At 71.1% G+C, this 15,916-nt stretch carries 15 protein-coding genes; 5 read left to right on the plus strand and 10 right to left on the minus strand.

Translation table 11 applies throughout. From position 1 onward, the window contains the following. Positions 1 to 378 (minus strand): Ig-like domain-containing protein (locus tag ACGFR7_RS35495; protein WP_393327613.1); only part of this gene is annotated, 378 nt, incomplete at its 3' end. Between the two features lie 311 nt (positions 379 to 689). After that, complete coding sequence (locus ACGFR7_RS35500; protein ID WP_393327616.1) at positions 690 to 1,007, minus strand: UBP-type zinc finger domain-containing protein; 318 nt, start codon at positions 1,005 to 1,007, stop codon at positions 690 to 692. Positions 1,008 to 1,588: 581 nt separating this feature from the next. Here ACGFR7_RS35500 and ACGFR7_RS35505 point away from each other — a divergent pair. Further along, positions 1,589 to 2,074: a peroxiredoxin gene (locus ACGFR7_RS35505; RefSeq protein ID WP_393327618.1), complete on the plus strand. Its 486-nt coding sequence runs from the start codon at positions 1,589 to 1,591 to the stop codon at positions 2,072 to 2,074. A gap of 375 nt (positions 2,075 to 2,449) precedes the next feature. Further along, positions 2,450 to 3,688, plus strand: coding sequence for an aromatic acid exporter family protein (locus ACGFR7_RS35510; protein WP_393327621.1), 1,239 nt, complete (start codon positions 2,450 to 2,452; stop codon positions 3,686 to 3,688). An 87-nt stretch (positions 3,689 to 3,775) separates the two neighbouring features. Here ACGFR7_RS35510 and ACGFR7_RS35515 read toward each other — a convergent pair whose 3' ends face one another. From ACGFR7_RS35515 to ACGFR7_RS35525, 3 genes are all read right to left on the minus strand, one after another. Beyond that, the gene (locus ACGFR7_RS35515) at positions 3,776 to 4,075 is read right to left on the minus strand and encodes a hypothetical protein (protein WP_393327623.1); all 300 of its coding nucleotides are present in this window, start codon (positions 4,073 to 4,075) and stop codon (positions 3,776 to 3,778) included. After that, on the minus strand, positions 4,072 to 7,215 hold the full coding sequence (locus ACGFR7_RS35520) for a BTAD domain-containing putative transcriptional regulator (protein ID WP_393327626.1): 3,144 nt from the start codon (positions 7,213 to 7,215) through the stop codon (positions 4,072 to 4,074). Before ACGFR7_RS35520 ends, ACGFR7_RS35515 begins: the two co-directional genes overlap by 4 nt. 209 nt (positions 7,216 to 7,424) lie before the next feature. Next, the gene (locus ACGFR7_RS35525) at positions 7,425 to 8,651 is read right to left on the minus strand and encodes a cytochrome P450 (protein WP_393327628.1); all 1,227 of its coding nucleotides are present in this window, start codon (positions 8,649 to 8,651) and stop codon (positions 7,425 to 7,427) included. A 438-nt stretch (positions 8,652 to 9,089) separates the two neighbouring features. On the opposite strand from ACGFR7_RS35525, the gene ACGFR7_RS35530 reads away from it, so the two are divergent. Next, positions 9,090 to 9,383, plus strand: a complete 294-nt coding sequence (locus ACGFR7_RS35530) for a hypothetical protein (RefSeq protein WP_328390696.1) — start codon at positions 9,090 to 9,092, stop codon at positions 9,381 to 9,383. Positions 9,384 to 9,542: 159 nt separating this feature from the next. Here the strand turns inward: ACGFR7_RS35530 and ACGFR7_RS35535 are convergent, their stop codons facing one another. Next, positions 9,543 to 11,081: an MFS transporter gene (locus ACGFR7_RS35535; protein ID WP_393327632.1), complete on the minus strand. Its 1,539-nt coding sequence runs from the start codon at positions 11,079 to 11,081 to the stop codon at positions 9,543 to 9,545. 121 nt (positions 11,082 to 11,202) lie between these two features. Between ACGFR7_RS35535 and ACGFR7_RS35540 the strand changes: the two genes are divergently transcribed. Beyond that, positions 11,203 to 12,159: an Lrp/AsnC family transcriptional regulator gene (locus ACGFR7_RS35540; RefSeq protein ID WP_393327633.1), complete on the plus strand. Its 957-nt coding sequence runs from the start codon at positions 11,203 to 11,205 to the stop codon at positions 12,157 to 12,159. A 28-nt stretch (positions 12,160 to 12,187) separates the two neighbouring features. On the opposite strand, the gene ACGFR7_RS35545 is transcribed toward ACGFR7_RS35540, so the two are convergent. Beyond that, positions 12,188 to 13,258 carry a LysR family transcriptional regulator gene (locus ACGFR7_RS35545; RefSeq protein WP_393327636.1) on the minus strand — a complete coding sequence of 357 codons (1,071 nt, stop codon included), beginning with the start codon at positions 13,256 to 13,258 and terminating at the stop codon, positions 12,188 to 12,190. A 118-nt stretch (positions 13,259 to 13,376) separates the two neighbouring features. On the opposite strand from ACGFR7_RS35545, the gene ACGFR7_RS35550 reads away from it, so the two are divergent. Further along, complete coding sequence (locus ACGFR7_RS35550) at positions 13,377 to 13,877, plus strand: 4-oxalocrotonate tautomerase family protein (RefSeq protein ID WP_393327639.1); 501 nt, start codon at positions 13,377 to 13,379, stop codon at positions 13,875 to 13,877. A 152-nt stretch (positions 13,878 to 14,029) separates the two neighbouring features. Here the strand turns inward: ACGFR7_RS35550 and ACGFR7_RS35555 are convergent, their stop codons facing one another. From ACGFR7_RS35555 to ACGFR7_RS35565, 3 genes are all read right to left on the minus strand, one after another. Further along, positions 14,030 to 14,242 (minus strand): hypothetical protein, encoded by a 213-nt coding sequence (locus ACGFR7_RS35555; RefSeq protein ID WP_393327642.1) that lies wholly within the window; start codon positions 14,240 to 14,242, stop codon positions 14,030 to 14,032. Between the two features lie 371 nt (positions 14,243 to 14,613). Further along, entirely contained in the window at positions 14,614 to 15,255 is a 642-nt protein-coding gene (locus ACGFR7_RS35560) for a DUF305 domain-containing protein (RefSeq protein WP_393327645.1), read from the minus strand. 86 nt (positions 15,256 to 15,341) lie between these two features. Then, positions 15,342 to 15,749, minus strand: coding sequence for a DUF6153 family protein (locus ACGFR7_RS35565; protein WP_393327647.1), 408 nt, complete (start codon positions 15,747 to 15,749; stop codon positions 15,342 to 15,344). Positions 15,750 to 15,916: the final 167 nt, after the last annotated feature.

Consider the following 15,916-nt stretch of genomic DNA (forward strand, 5'->3'; position numbering starts at 1 on the left):
GGCGTCCTTCGCGTTCGCCACGATCTTGTACTTGGTGCCGCGCTCCAGCTGGGCGCCGGGCTTCCAGGACGAACCGTCGGACGATATGGCACCGGCGATGGCCTCGCCGGAGTCCGCCTCCGTGAGCTTCACGGCGGTCAGTCTTCCGCCGGTGACCTTCACACCGGTGGCGTTGATTCCGGCGTCCATGGATCCGTCTTTCGCCGAGACCGTGATCCTGGCGTTGGAGGTGTCGGAGGCGTCCTTGGCGGCCGCAGCATCCGGACCGGTTTCCTTGCCGGGGCCGCTACAGGCCGACAGCGCCAGGGCCGCCGCCGCGAACAGCGCGGCCACCGCCGTAGCGCGGTGCGCCGGATGTATCCGAGGTGCCTGATGCATCCGAGGTGTGCCCTGCGTATGGCGTGATGCGCCGGATGCCTGCCGCTGGACCGGCTGGACCAGCCGGTGTGGGGCGCGGGGCCGCGCGGGCATGGGGGTGTTCGGCATCGTCACGGGGCGCTCCTGCAGCGTGTGGTGGTTCCGTGCCCATCAACGGCACATGCAGGGGCATCTCGGTGAGGATACGGCCTGCTTGCGTCCGAAGGCTCCGCCGTCACGGGGCTGCGGAGCCTTCGGCAAGTTCACCTCGAAGATCTAAGAGACGAACTCAGAAATCGCCGCCTTCGGGAGGCCGCGGGGCGGCACGGGACTCAGGCCGGCCGTACGGGACCCACGCCTTCCACCTCGAAGGTCACCTGGTCCTCGTAACACCACCACCAGGCCTCGCCGGGCTCGTAGGACCGGATGAGCGGGTGGCCGGTGGCGTGGTGGTGGGCCGTGGCGTGCTTGTTCTTGGAGGAGTCGCAGCAGCCGATGTGTCCGCAGCTCTGGCATTCGCGCAGATGCACCCACTCATCACCCAGCGCGACGCACTCCGGGCAGCTGTCGGGGCTGTCGGGGCTGACCGCCGTCACCTCATCGAGGTGCTCACAGATCAGGCTCCCCGCCGTTCCGTCACCGAAGGCCATGGTGCCCACTCACCCCTCGCCAGGCTGCCCCCTCACCCTGGCTACGACGCCAGGATCCGTACCTCCACCGTGCCACTCGGCGTCATCCTGTCAAACGGTGGACCGGACCCATGTCAATGGCGATCGCCGCTGCCTCCCGAAACGGCCCGGGTCCGGCACGACCGCCAGGGCACGTGCCGAGGGGGCACTCGTGGCGACTGCGACCGCTGGTGCCCGCTGGTGCCCAGCAGCCTCCCATCGGCATCTGACCCACCACCTGACCCACCCCCCTGACCCACCACCTGACCCACCCCCCTGACCCACCACCTGACCCACCACCTGACCAATCCGGATCACGGCCGGCGACGAATACACCAGATGAGGACGTCCGGAGAGCCGTGCCGTGCTGCGCCGTGCTGCGCTGTGCCGCGCGGCTGCCTTGCGATCGATCGGACCGGGAGAGAGGAGCGATGGCGATGCCGCAGTCCATGCCTCGACGTCACCGGTTCCCGGGCCCCGGCTCAAGGCGCCGGACAGTCGGAGATAGTGCACGTAGACACTTTTCGCAGACCTCCCGCTTCCCTAGTGAAGGGACACCCCCCATGGCCCCCGCACCCCAAATCGGTAAGCCGGTACCCGACTTCACTCTGCCCGGCGGTGTGCTGACCGGCGACCGCTTCGAGCGTCGCGACTACGCCCTCTCCCTTCAGCGCGGCCGCCCCCTCGTCCTGGCGTTCTATCCGGGTGACGACACCAGCGTGTGCACCAAGCAACTGTGTTCTTACTCCAGTGGCCTTGAGCAGTTCCAGGGTCAGAACGCGGAGGTCTGGGGCATCAGTCCGCAGAACGTGGACAGCCACGATCGGTTTGCGCGCAAGTACGACCTGCGGATGCCCTTGCTCGCCGACACGGATCGCGACGTCGCCCGCACCTTCGGCGTCGCCGCCCCCGGGATCGGAGTACGCAGGGCCGTGTTCCTCATCGGACCCGACGGCACCTTGCACTGGAAACACGTGGCACTGCTCGGCGCCACCTTCCAGCCTCTCGACACGCTCGCCCGGCAGCTCGCCGGTATGTCAAGCACCTGACCGGGTGGGTGCCGCCGAGCCCGGATGACCACCTGGGTGCGGGCCGTCGGCTGCTGATGGAAGGAAGGGGGCGATCGGCCCGTCCGCTCCCGGCTGCGGTTCTGCATACGGGTGGTGAGCGCGCCGCGACAGAGAATCACAGTCCGCACGGTGCCAGGCGCACCGATCCTCGACGGTCAGAGCCGTTGCCGGTGCCGGTGCCGGTGCCGGTGCCGTTGCCGGTGCCGGAGCCGGTGCCCTCGCCCTTCCCGGTGCGGCCTGGGCGCAGGACGGGCGATCCTCAGGCCGTCGACGGACGACCACAGGGTGAGGTAAGCGGGTCATTCACGGCCATCGAGGGTGCCTCCTGTGTGAAGAGGGGGGAAGGGTCGAAGGGTGCGCGAAGTTACCGATCCCTTGCTGGACCTCGTCCGATGGCACAGCGAGCCTGTCGTCGCCCAGACGCTCCGCTCGACCGTGGCCGCGGTGATCTCCTACGTCGTCGCCCTGCTGCTGAGCAGCGAGCCGGCGCCGCTGACCGCACCCCTGACCGCCCTTCTCGTGGTCCAGGTCACCCTGTACACCACCCTCACCACCAGCGTGCGCAGGGTGAACGCCGTCGTGGTGGGTGTGGTCATCGCCATCGGCTTCAGCTCCCTGGTGGGGCTGACCTGGTGGAGCCTGGGGCTGATCATCCTCGCGTCGCTGGTGATCGGGCGTTTCGTCCGGGCCGGTGAGTTCGTGCCCGAGGTCGCGATCAGCGCGATGCTGGTGCTCGGCGTGACGACGACGCGGGTGGCCGCGACGGCCTGGGACCGGGTGCTGGAGACACTGATCGGGGCGGTCGTCGGGCTGCTCTTCAACATGCTGTTCGTACCACCCCTGTGGGTGCAGCCGGCCAGTGAGGCCATTGAGGGCCTTGCTGCCCGGATGAGCCGGTTGCTGCTGAGTCTCGGCGAGGAGATGACGGGTCACACGCCTGTGGCGGAGGCGGCAGCCCGGCTGCACGAGGCGCGGCGCCTGGATCACGACATCGTGCAGGTGGACGCGGCGCTCCGGCAGGCGGAGGACAGCCTCCGGCTCAATCCCCGGGTCAAGGAGGGCCTGCTCTCGCGTGTCGTTCTGCGCACCGGTCTGGACACCCTGGAGATCTCCGCGGTGGTGCTCCGTACGGTGTGCCGCACCCTGACCGACCTCGCCAAGGCGCGCATCGACGAGCCGCTCTTCCCGGCCGCCCTCGGCACCGCCCTGCAGGAGCTGTTCGGCCATATGGCCCGCGCGGTCGAGAGCTTCGCGGTCCTGATCACCACGCAGGTCAGCGCCAATGCGGAGGAGGCCGAGGAACGGCTCGGCCAGGAGCTCGTCGCCAGCCTCGAGAGCCGCGAGGCCGTCGCGCATCTGCTCCTCGACGGCGTGCAGGAGCATCCCCGGCAATGGCAGCTGCACGGCGCGCTGCTGGCCGAGATCGACCGGATCCTGGACGAGCTGGAGGTGACGAAACGCTCCGAGCGGCTCGTGGAGGAGCTGAACCGCCAGGCCCGCGAACGGCGGGAGAAGTACCCGTTGGTGGACAAGCTGCGGGGCCGGTTGCGCCTGGGGCGGCCGGGGCGCCGGGTCACGGACGTCGCGGATTAGGGGTGTCGTCGTCCTCCGCGAGGATGTGGCGGTGGACGGGCGGCAGGCCGGGCAGACGGCCGGGCCACACGACGTCCAGCACGTCCGTCACAAGGCGTAACTCAGCCGGAACACGATCAGGCCGTACGAGCTGTGCAGGCCGTCGAGAGGGTCCCGTTCGACGTCGCACTGAACAAACCTCGCCGCGCCGGGCGCGGGCGGCGTCTGCGCGGCGACGACGCCGGCGACGGCCGAGGCTGCGTAGTCGACGGCATCGACGGCATCGACGGTGTAGACGGCATCGACGGTGTAGACGAGGGCGGCGAGGTGGCGGGCAAGTTCGCCTACGCCACAGCCCTCGCCGAAGGCCGCCCTCCTCAAGTGTGTGTCGGCGGCCTCCAGGTTCACGTAGCGAGCGTGGCCTCGACCAGCCGAGACCAGTTGGTCCGCGTCCCCTCCCGGGCCGCCTCGGCGAACCGTGCGTCGCCGAGGCGGCGCCGCGCGGTCTGCTCGATCCGGGCCGCGTCCGGATGGGAGCGGTCCTGCAGCCCGCGCACCCCCGTGCTCGCCGCGAGCAGCCGTGCGGCCTGCTCGTGCTCGTCGCGACGGAGGGCCAGGTCCGCGACCCCGACGAGCACCTGCGCGATGGCCAGCGCGTGTCCCGCCTCGGCCGCCGCCTCGCAGGCCGCCGCGCGGTGCGCCCGGGCCTCATCGAGGTCGTCGGCGAGGTAGCCGAGCAGGTCGTGCGTCACCGCGCGGATGTGCGCCTGCTTCGCATCGTCGCCCAGTACGGCCGTCGCGATGCCGAGTTGCCGGTAAGCCTCCTCGGCGTCGCCGCCCCACCGCGCGAGCCCCGCCTTCGCGAGGGCCAGCTCGGCCAGCGCATCCGGCCAGGTGACCCGCTCCGCGCACCGCTGCGCCTCGGCAAGGGCGGCCGCGCTCGCGTCCTCGTCGCCCAGCAGCCAGTACAGCTGCGCCTGCCGCGACCGCATCCGGATGACGTCCTCGGTGGCTCCGACCTCGGTGACGACCGCGATCGCCCGCTCGTAGTGCTCGCACGCACCGGTGAACTCGCCGCGCACGGCGATCCGGTCCGCCAGCTCGGACAGGGCGAACGAGATCCCGAACCGCTCGCCGAGCGCCCGGAACTCGGCGAGCGCCATCTCCAGATGCGCGTCCGCGTCCGGCCCTTCCTGGCCGAGCACGACCCGCATCTTGCCCAGCTGCAGCCGGGCAAGCGCGCGCACCCAGGGGTCTTCGTCGTCGAGCAGCGGTTCGAACGCGGGCCGGAACGCCTCAGGTGTCTGCAGCAGGCGTTCCAGCGCGGCGACGAGCCCCAGCAGGGGGGAGCGACAGTGGCTGCGCCGGCTGAGCCGGTGCGCCTCGCGGATCCAGTGCTCCGCCTGGCGCTCGTCGCCCCGCCCGGAGCTCACGAACAACACGAGCAGTGCGTACGCCATCGCCCGGACCTCGTCGGTCACATCGCCGGGCGTCCTGGCGGCCGCGGTGATCAGCTCCATGCCCTCGGTCCGGTGCCCGCCGAGCCACCAGTACCAGCCCGCGCCCGCCGCGAGCCGCATCGCCGCCTGCGCTTCGCCCGCCGCGAGCGCGGTCCGCATCGCCGAACCGATGTTGTCGTGCTCGGCCTCGAGCACGGTCAGCCAGTCCAGCTGCTCGGCGCGGCGCAGGTGCGGCTCCGCGGTCTCGGCGAACTCGGTGAAGTAGGCCAGGTGCGCATGGCGCGCCGGCTCCGATTCCCCGGCCTCCGCGAGCCGTTGGCCGGCGTACTCCTTGATGGTGCCGATCATGCGGTAGCGCGGGGCGCTGTCGACCTCGGCGACCAGCAGCGACTTCTCGGTCAGCGCGGTCAGCAGCTCGAGCACCTGCTCCTGCGCGACCCCCTCGCCCGCGCAGACCCGTTCGGCCGCTTCCGGGCTCGCCCCGCCGGAGAACACCGAGAGCCTGCGCAGGACCATCCGCTCGGCGTCGGTGAGCAGTTCCCAACTCCAGTCGACTGCCGCGCGCAGTGTCTTGTGCCGGGGCAGCGCGGTCCGGCTGCCGCTGGTCAGCAGGCGGAACCGGTCGTCGAGCCGGTGGGCGAGCTGGTCGATGGACATGGTGCGCAACCGGGCCGCGGCCAGTTCGATCGCCAGCGGCATCCCGTCCAGCGCCCGGCAGACGCGCACCATCGTCGCCAGCGTGCGGGCGTCGGCCGCGAGGTCCCGGCGCACCGCCCCGGCCCGGTCCCGCAGCAGCTGAACGGCGGGTGCGGACTCGATCTCGCCGGGGCCCGCGTCCCCCTCCGGCAGGGCCAGCGGCTCGACGGGCCACAGCGCCTCCCCGGTGATGCCGAGCGGTTCCCGGCTCGTCGCCAGGATCCGCAGCCGCCGGCACTCCCCGAGCACCCGGTGGGCGAACACCGCAGCGGATTCGATCACATGCTCGCAGTTGTCCAGGATCAGCAGCGCCTCCCGCTCGCGGACCGCGGCGATGAGCCGGTCCGTCGGCTCCGCAGTCGGGGCCCCGCCGAGCAGGGCGTCCCGCAGGCCGAGCCCGGCGAGCGTCGACTGCGCCACGTCGCCGTCCGGACCGATGCCGGCGAGCTCCACCAGCCACGCCCCGTCCGGCAGGTCGCCGATCAGCGTGCGTGCGGCCTCCGTGGCCAGCCGGGTCTTCCCTGAGCCGCCCGGCCCGGTCACGGTGGTGAGCCGGTGCCCGGCGATGAGCCCGCGGACCGCGGCGACATCGGCGCCCCTGCCGACGAAGGTGGTCAGCTCGGCGCGCAGGTTGGTCTTGCGGCTCTCCTCCCGCCGCCCCAGCTCGCCCCGCAGCAGCGCGAGGTGCAACGCGGCCAGTTCCGGTGAGGGGTCGACGCCCAGCGCGTCGGCCAGAGCCTCCCTCGCACGCTGGTACACCAGCAGCGCCTCGCTGTCGCGGCCCGCCGCGACGAGGGCGCGCATCAGCGCGGCGACGAGCCGTTCCCGCACCGGGTGCGCGGCCACCAGGTCGGTCAGCTCCGTGACCAGCTCCGCACCGCGACCGAGGGCGACCTCCGCGCCGGCCCGCTCCTCCGTGGCGGTCAGGCGCAACCCCTCCAGCCGGACGCCCGCGGTGTCGAATGCGGCGCTGTCCTGCAGTCCGACGTCCTGCAGGGCCGCACCGCGCCATAGCTCAAGGGCCTCGCGCAACAGCCGCACCCGCCGGGAACTGTCCTCGGTGCAGGCCTGCCCCGCGGTGACCAGACGCTCGAACCGCACGGCGTCGACGGCGTCGGGCTCCACCGTCAACCGGTAGCCGCCCGTCTGGCTCTCGATCACCCCGTGCGGGAGTGCCTTCCGCAGCCGGGAAATCAAGCGCTGCAGGGCATTCGCCGCATCGGTGGGCAGGTGCTCCCCCCAGATCCAGTCGACGAGCGACGCCTTCGGGACCACCTGGCCCGGCCTGAGCGCGAGGGCGATCAGCAGCCCGCGCAGCCGCGCGCCCGGTACGTCGGCCAAGTCGCCGTCGTCCGTGCGCACTTCGAACGGACCCAGCATCCCGATCTGCACCCGCTGATTTTGGCATGAGCGTCCGGCAGGCATCCATGCGGTAGGCATCCATGCGGCAGGCGTCCGACGGTGGTCGCGCTGCGGGACGAGCTCCGGGGGATGGCCCCGGTGCAGACCGGCCCCGGTGCAGACGCGGGGACCACCCTCGCATCCCTGCTCCGGTGACGCGCTCGGCCGACGCGCTCAACTGACGCGCTCGGCCGACGGCCTTACCGGTCCGTCTCCGTCCAGGTGACCGGAAGCGCGTGGACGCCGTAGATGTTCATGTCGGTCTTGAGTTTCACCTCGTCGGCGGGGACGGCGAGTCCGAGGGTGGGGAAGCGGCGCAGCAGACCCTCGAAACCGGCGCGCATCTCGATGCGGGCCAGTTGCTGGCCGAGGCATTGGTGGATGCCATGGCCGAAGGACAGGTGACCGCGGGCCTTGCGGTGGATGTCCAGGGTGTCGGGGTGGTCGAAGCGCCGGGGGTCGCGGTTGGCCGCCAGCAGGGAGACAACGACGGTCGATCCCTTACCGATCGTCTCACCCCCGAGTTCGATGTCTTCCGTGGCGTAGCGGTAGAAGACGTCGGCTATGGACAGGTAGCGCAGCAGTTCCTCGACGGCACCGGGCAACAGGTCAGGGTCGGCGCGCAGTTCGGCCAGCTGCTCGGGGTGCTCCAGGAGCGCGAAGGTACCCAGGGCGAGCATGTTGGCGGTGGTCTCGTGGCCCGCGAACAGCAGCAGGAAGGCGACGCCGGTCAGCTCCTCGATGGTGAGGTCGTCATGGCGGGCCAGGTCGGACAGTATGTCGTCGCCCGGGGTGGCGCGCTTGCGGGTGACCAGTTCGGAAAGGTACGTGGTCAGTGCGTGGTACGCGGCCATCTTCTCTTCGAGCGACTGGTCCTTGACCAGGAACTTGGCGGAGTTGACCTGGAAGGTCTCCCGGTCGGCATAGGGGACCCCGAGCAGCTGGCAGATCACCAGCGAGGGCACCGGCAGCGCGAACTCCTTGACCAGGTCGACCGGCGGGGTGAGGCGCTCCAGTTCGTCCAGTTGCCGCTCGGCGATGTCGATGATGTGTTCTTCGAGCTGCTTCATGCGCTTCACGGTGAAGGCGCCGGTGAGTTTGCGCCGCAGGCGGGTGTGGTCCGGCGGGTCCATGGCGACGAACAGGCCCGGCACCTGCGGGGACGGTTCGGTGGCGGCCGGAATGCCGGGGGCCTCGTACGGCACGTGGAGAATGCCGACGTCCTGGCGGGAGCTGAACCGGGTGTCGGCCATGAGCCGGCGGACCGCGTCGTATCCGGTGACGAGCCAGCCCTCGTGACCGTCGGGGAAGATCATGGGACTGACCGGGCGAGCCTCGCGCAGCCGGGTGATGAGGCGGGGCGGGTCGAAGGGGCCCGCGTCGCGCTCCATGGGGAGACCCTGCGGGACGGAAACCGTCTGACTCATCGGAGGTCCTTTCGTGGTGGATGTGGTGAGGCGGATATGTGCCGACCACGATCGCCGCCGGTCCTGACATCCGACAGACACGGCTCTGACACCGGTCATGCCGGAGGCACGGTCGTGTCAGAGCCGTGTCCCCACGGTCCGTCCGCGAGCAGTCAGCGGTCCGGCATTACGGGCCCGGTCCGGCATTACGGGGCCCGGGCGGGCACACCCGGACAGCCTGGAGACGGCCAGACGGCCAGACGGCCGGGCGGCCAGACGGCCGGGCGGCCGGGCGGCCAGACGGCCGGGCGGCCGGGCGGCCGGGCGGCCGGGCGGCGGACGGGCTCGGGGCGCTGCCGTTGGGCCGCCCGCGTGCGGAGGCGGTCACCGGAGTCACCGGAGGCTCATGCCCGGCCCGTGGCCGGGTTTCGACGGGTCGAAAGCGGCAATCCGTTTGTCATGTCCAGACACGTTCACAACGGCAGAAGCGAAGCAGCGAAAGTGATCGTCGTCATCGCGGACCTCACCGCGGTGATCCTCGGCCTATGGATCCTGTTCGTCCTCCTCGACGCGAACCGAGCCAACGACCTGGTCAGTTGGGTACAGGCCGCGGCCGGCTGGCTGGCCGGCTGGTCGCACGACCTGTTCACCATGGATACGGACTGGGTGCGGACCGTGCTGAACTACGGGCTGCCCGCCGTGCTCTACGTCCTCATCGGGCATGTCCTTGCCGGCCGGCTCCGCCGCGCCTGATCACCCCGGCCACGGGAGTCATGGACTCGGGCCCCTCGGCGGGGGCGCACGCCCACGCGCCGCGACCCTGCTCCCGATTACGCCCCGCACAAGGGCCGTTTCCGGGAACGGAGCCTGCCGAGCCGCTCCGGCCTACCCGGCCTACCCGGCCTACCCGGCCTACTCGGCCGTCGGGACAGCCCCGGCAGTCTCTGCCGGGGCCCCGGCCATCGCCTTCCCCGTGGACTCCGGACTTCGGGTCAGCCGGCACACACAGGCGGCACCGGCCACCGCCAGAGCACCAGCCGTCAGGGCGAGGGCGTTGTGCCCGTCTGCGAAAGCGGCGTGCAGGATGTGGTCGAAGGTGGCCCGCTGCCCGGTCGGCACGGCCGTGAGGAGAGTGCCGGCTCCGCCGCCGGACAGGGTCTGTGCGGCACCCGCCGGGTCGGCGACCTTACCGTCCAGGGAGCCGGTCATGGTGGTGACGGCGAGGGTGCCGAAGACGGCGACGCCGAAGGCGTAGCCGAGTTGTTCGACCGTGCTGTAGATGCCGGAGGCCATACCGGCGCGTTCCGCGGGGACGGAGCCTAGGGCGAGGGTGGCGGCGACCTGGAAGACCAGTCCCATGCCGACGCCGCTGAGGGCGAGGCCGCCGACGAGGGCGGGCCAGCCGGAACCGGGACCCAGGAACCCTTCGGCCCCGACGCCGATCCCGGCCAGGAGCAGACCGAGGACGGCGCCCAGATGCGGTGAGGGCTTGGGCATCCAGCGTCCGCTCAGTACCGCGACCAGGGCCGCGGCCACGGCGTGGGGGAGTACGACGAGGCCCGCGCCGATCGGGGCGAGGTGTTGGACGGACTGCAGCCAGATCGAGGTGTAGGGCAGGATTCCGTAGACCGCTCCCTCGCCGACGGCGATCGTGAGCATCGCGGCGGTGAACGCCGGACGGCGGAACAGGGACAGGTCCAGCAGAGGGTGTGGGCCGCGGCGCTGCACGGCGAGGAAGGCCACGAAGGCCGCCACCGCTAAGGCCAGCGGCACCAGGGTTCCCGCTGAGCTCCAGCCGTGGGAGTGAGAGGTGGTCAGGGCGTAGACGAATCCCCCCGCGGCGAGCGCGAACAGCACGATGCCGGGGACGTCCGGACGCCGCGTGGCGCTCCGGTGGGGGGTGGACCGGGGGATGTGGCGGAAGGTCATGGCCAGCGCGAGCGCGGTGACGGGGACGTTGACGTAGAAGATCCACCGCCAGTCCAGTGCCTCGGTCAGCAGCCCGCCCATGATCGGGCCGAGTGCGGAGGCGCTTGCGGCGACCGCTGCCCAGACGCCGAAGGCCTGCCCGAGGCGGCGGCCGGAGTACAGAGTACTGATCAGGGAGAGGGTGGTGGTGAACATCGCCGCAGCGCCCACGCCCTGCACCAGCCGGGCCGCGATCAGCCACCCCATGCCGGGCGAGAGCGCACAGGCGACCGAGGCCAGCGCGAAGACGACCAGCCCCGCGACGTACACGCGGCGGCGACCCTGCAGATCGGCGAGCGTCCCCACTGCCAGCAGGGCGGCGGCCACCGCGAGGGCGTACCCGTCGGCCACCCACTGCAGTTGGGAGAGCGAGGAGCCCAGGGACTCCGCCATCGACGGCAGCGCGACCAGGACGATGGTGATGTCGGTGAGCAGCATGAACGTGCCCAGACAAACGGCGGCCAGCGGCCCCCAGATACGCATGACACAAACTCCCGTAAGGGCGAGGTGGAACAGGACCCGTCCACTGTCCGGGCGTCCTCAGGACCGCCCCTAGCCGTAGCCTTGCCCGTGCAAGATTCCGGCACGGAAGTGAGGTACAGCGGTGGATTCCAGCCCTCTGAAGGCGCTCGACACCCGTCTGCTGGAGTCCCTGCAGCTCGACGGCCGGGCCCCCTTCAGTCACCTCGCCCGCCGGCTGGACGTCTCCGAACGCACCATCGCGCGCCGCTACCAGCACCTGCGCACCCTGGGCCTGCGCATCGTCGGCCAGCCCGTCCCCGACCGCCTGGGCCTGGTCCGTTGGTTACTGCGCCTGCGCTGCACCCCCGACGCGGCCGGCACCATCGCCGAGGCGCTGGCCCGCCGCCCCGACACCAGTTGGGTCACCCTTGCCTCCGGCGGCACCGAGCTCTACTGCGCCGTCAACACCCGCACCGCCGATGAGCGCAACGCTCTGCTCCTGCGGAAGCTCCCCCGCACCCCACACGTCCTGTCCGTCAGCGCCCATTGCATGATGCGGATCTTCATCGGCGCCACCAGCACCTGGCACGCCACCCGCTTCCACACCCCAGGTCCCGCGCCCGCGGTGGATTCCGGCACCCCCGATGCCCCACTGACCCTGGACGCCACCGACCGCGTCCTGTTCACCGAACTCGCCCGCGACGGCCGCGCCACCCTGCCCGAACTCTCCCAAGTCAGCGGCCGCTCGGCCTCCAGCGTCCAGCGCCACCTGGAGCGGCTGCGCACCGAGGGCGCCCTCGGCTTCTCCGTGGATTTCGACCCCCAGCTTCTCGGCTATCACATGACCACCCAGCTCTGGCTCCATGTGACCCCCGCCCATCTGCGCACCGTCGGCGAGACCCTTGCCACCCACCCCGCCATCGCCTTCGCCGCCGCCATCACCGGCACCTCCAACCTCGTGGCCAGCGGCGTCTTCCGCACCCCGGCCGAGCTGTACGACTACATCGACCAGCACATCGGTCCGCTGCCAGGCATCCAGAGCATCGAAACGGCTCCCACCCTCCGAGAGGTCAAACGCCTCGCCCCCGCCCTTCCTTGAGCCGGCGCCTCACCCCCTCTGCCGGGGACTACGCGGACGGCGAGGACGGCGCGGACGGCGAGGACGGCGAGGACGGCGAGGATGGCGAGGACGGTGAGAATGGTGAGGACGACGCGGACGGTGCGGACAACGGGGGCAACGGGGGCAACGGGGACGCCGGTGGCGCCGGTGGCGCCGCCTCTTCCTCCGACAGGGGGGACCGGCAGGCTTTCCGGGCCAGATGGCCGACGGCCGACTCCGCCAAAGCGCGGATCGCCGGGTGCCAGGGGCGGGCAGGCGGCCCGGTCAGTACGAGGCGGCGTGAGGTCTGGGGTGCCAGCGGCAGCAGGACCAGATCAGGGGGGATCAGCGAGCGGGAGACCTCGGACAGGACGGTCACGCCGATACCGGCCTGCACCATGCTGATCAGAGTCGCCAGATCCCGTACCCGGTGGGTGGGGGAGAAGCGCAGTCCGGCCAGGCCGTGGATCGTACGGATGCGGGCTTCGCAGCCGTTGGGCGAGATCAGGAACGGGTCGTCCTCCAGGTCGCGGAGGTCGACGAGCGGTTCGTCCGCCAAGGGGTGGTCCCGGGGCAGCAAGGCCCGGTAACCGTCCACGGCGAGCTGGATGCCGGAGCCCTGGGGGCTCCTCCCAGCGGTAGCCGGGGGAGGGTCGATCAGGATGGCGGCATCGGTCGTCCCGTCCTCCAGCCAGCCCGAAACTTCGGCACTGTCACCCTCGAAGACCCGTACCGTGATCCGCGGCTGGTCCGCACGCCAGTGCCGCAGCAGGCCGGGTATCAGCCCCTGGCAGACCGTGGGCGTGGCGGCCAGCCGGACAGTGCCCGTCATGGTGTCGGTGGCCTCGGCCGCGATCCGCTCCACGGACCGGGCCGCCGACAGGGCGATGCGGGCGTGCGGCAGGATCCGTTCGCCGAGTGCCGTAGCCCGGGCAGGGGTGGCGCGGACCAACAGCGGTGCGGCCAGCTCACGTTCCAGGGAGGCGACGGCGTGCGACACCGCTGATTGGCTGATGCCCAGTTCCGCCGCGGCCGCACTGAAACCGCCCGCGTCGACGACTGCGAGGAAGGCCCTCAGCTGGGGAATGTTCACGGTCATGCGACGGCCTCATGGGTCTATGACAGGTATGCGTTGGATTCATGGTGCCAGGCCGGTGACGCTTGATCCGTGCCGCCGACTCCGGCGGACGCGTACCGCACACCTGCCGAGGAGAGCCATGCCGTACTTCCGGGTCACCGTCCCCGACCCCGACCTCCCATCCGATGTCCAGGGTGCCCTTGCCGAGGGCCTGACCCGGCTGGCGGTTTCGGTCCTGCACAAGTCCAGCGCGCGCACCATCGTCCACATTCATCTGGTCCCGGCCGGCAGCTACTTCATCGACGGCCGGCCCCTGACCGGGGCCCGCGATGCGCACGTGGAGGCCAGCATCACCCTGGGCACGAACAGCGCCGCGGAGAAGGCTGATTTCATCGCCAGGGCCGGTGAACTGCTGTCGGACATCCTCGGCCCGCTTCCCCGGTCCGGCGTCGCGCTGCACGAACTCCACCCCGAGAGCTACGGCTACAACGGCGTGACCCAATTCGACTACTACCGCCGGGCTGGTGCTGGTGCTGGTGCTGGTGCCGGGTCGGAGGACCGGGACCGGGACGGGGACCGCGCCGGGGCCGGGACCGGGGCCGGGGACCGGGCCGTGCCGGCTGCCGCCGCTGCCCGCTGAAGGTCTCGCAGCAGCGGTCCGGCTGCGCTGTGCGGGGTGCCGGTGGGCGGCCGGCCGACTTATCCACGTGGCACCCCGTGCAGAGCGTCGAAGCGCTGTCCAAAGCGTTTGCCTTGCCGCCAGGGCTCTTGCCTTGCCTTGCCGCCCGAGCCCTATGGGCTGGTGCGCTCCGGTGCTCCCAACGCATGCGCCAGGTCGATCACGTCGTCGGCGACGAGGTCGACCCCAGCGGGCGGGTCAACCCGGCCGGCGGCCGGGCCCCACTCCAGCGGGCGGGGGATATAGGCGGTGCGGAGCCCAGCCTTGGCCGCAGCCTCGAGGTCGTCGGGGTGGCAGGCGATCATGAAGAGCCGTTGCGGCTCCACCTCGAGCAGGCCGGCGGCCAAGCGGTCTGGACCGCCAGTCGGTCAGCGTCCCGAAAACATCGAACATGGCGAAATCAATATCCATAGGACATTCCCGATTCCCGACCCTCAACTCGTCATGCGGATAAGCGACGTGGTGCGTTCCCGGTCATGCCGCACCTCGCTTCGGTCTGTGCACGGTGAGGGGCGTTCCGGTGAAACGGTGATGTCGGCCGTTGGTCAGTGGTTTCGGCGACATCTGACTGCACCCATCCGACACTGCGGCGTGGGCTTGCTGCTCTGAACCGTTGTCCGCCGGCAGCCGACAGCGTGTCGGCTGCCGGCTGCCGGCGGGAGGCAGGGCAGGCGTGGTGCAGGAGGCCTGCCGGCGGTCAGTTCTTTCCGAGCAGCTTGTTCATCTGCGTGATTTCCGCGTTCTGAGCCTTGATGATGCCTGCGGCCAGCGTCTTCGCCCGGCCGTAGGCGCCCTTGTCCTTCTCGGTGCCGGCCATCCGCACCGCGCCCTGGTGGTGCCCGACCATCATTTCCAGGAAGGAGGTGTCGAAGTCCTTGCCCGACTTCTTCTTGAGCGCGTCCATCTCCTTCATGCCCTTCATGCCAGGCATCGCCGAGTGGGCGGAGTGGTCCATGCCGGGCATCTCCTCGGGGACCTCCTCGTCCCAGGCGGTCAGCCACCCGGACATGGTCTTGATCTCTGGGTCCTGTGCCTTCTTGATCTTCTCGGCAAGTTCCTTGACCTGATGGGATGCGGCCCGGGTGGCGGCCAGGTCGGCCATCTCCAGGGCCTGTCGGTGGTGCGGGATCATGCCCTTCGCGAAGGCCACATCCGCGGCATTGTGCGTACCGGCCGGAGCCCGGTCGCTCGGCGAGGAGGCGGGCTTCGCGGGGGAATCGTGGCCTGAGCGGCCGTCGACGTCGCCGTTGTTGCTGCCGCATGCGGCCAGTACCAGTGTGGAGGCGGCAGTTGCCGCAACGAGTGCGATGCGGCGCATGAGGGGAGGGGTGGGCTTCATGGGTGAACTCCTGAAGACGTGCGGTGTCGGAACATGCCGGACGGCGGCGCCGCCCCGGCGTGGGGGGTGAGCGCCGTCAGGGCGTTCTAGATCCGCAGGAGTTGGAGTTCGGCCAGAGAGGGGGGTGCGCGCCCGCCGTCCTGACCCTTCGATTCGCCGGCGCCCGCCGCGTCATCGGGCTCGGCGGGGCGGACGGGAGACGGAACCAGGGGAGGAGGCGTGGGTGGCCCGTCGAGAGCCCCGGACGCACAGGTCGTGTCAGCGTGATGGACGTGGCCGCCGCTGCCGCAGCCTCCCTCGCCGACACAGTGCGCGTGGGCACCGGCTGCCACGGCCATGCGGTGCTCGTGGCGGTGCTCGTGCGGGGAAGGAGCTGGGGTGAGGACAGGGCTGAGAGCGTGCATGCCCAGCAGGCCCGCCAACAGCGCCAGTACGAGTAGCGCACGACACCGCCGGGCGGGCGGTGTCGATTCGTACGGGCGGCGGGGCGTCACCGCCCCATAGTAGGCAACGGGGCGGGTGGCGAGGGATCCGCCCGGGGCACCCGGCGCCCGGCGCCCGGCACCCGGCGCCCGGCGCCCGGCATCCGGCGTACGCCGTGCGGCGCGCGTCCCGGCACCGGCACCGATGCCGACGCCGGGACGCACGACCCGAGGGGTGC

Origin of the sequence: Streptomyces sp. NPDC048516 (genome assembly GCF_043199875.1) — a bacterium.
Taxonomy (GTDB): Bacteria; Actinomycetota; Actinomycetes; order Streptomycetales; family Streptomycetaceae; genus Streptomyces.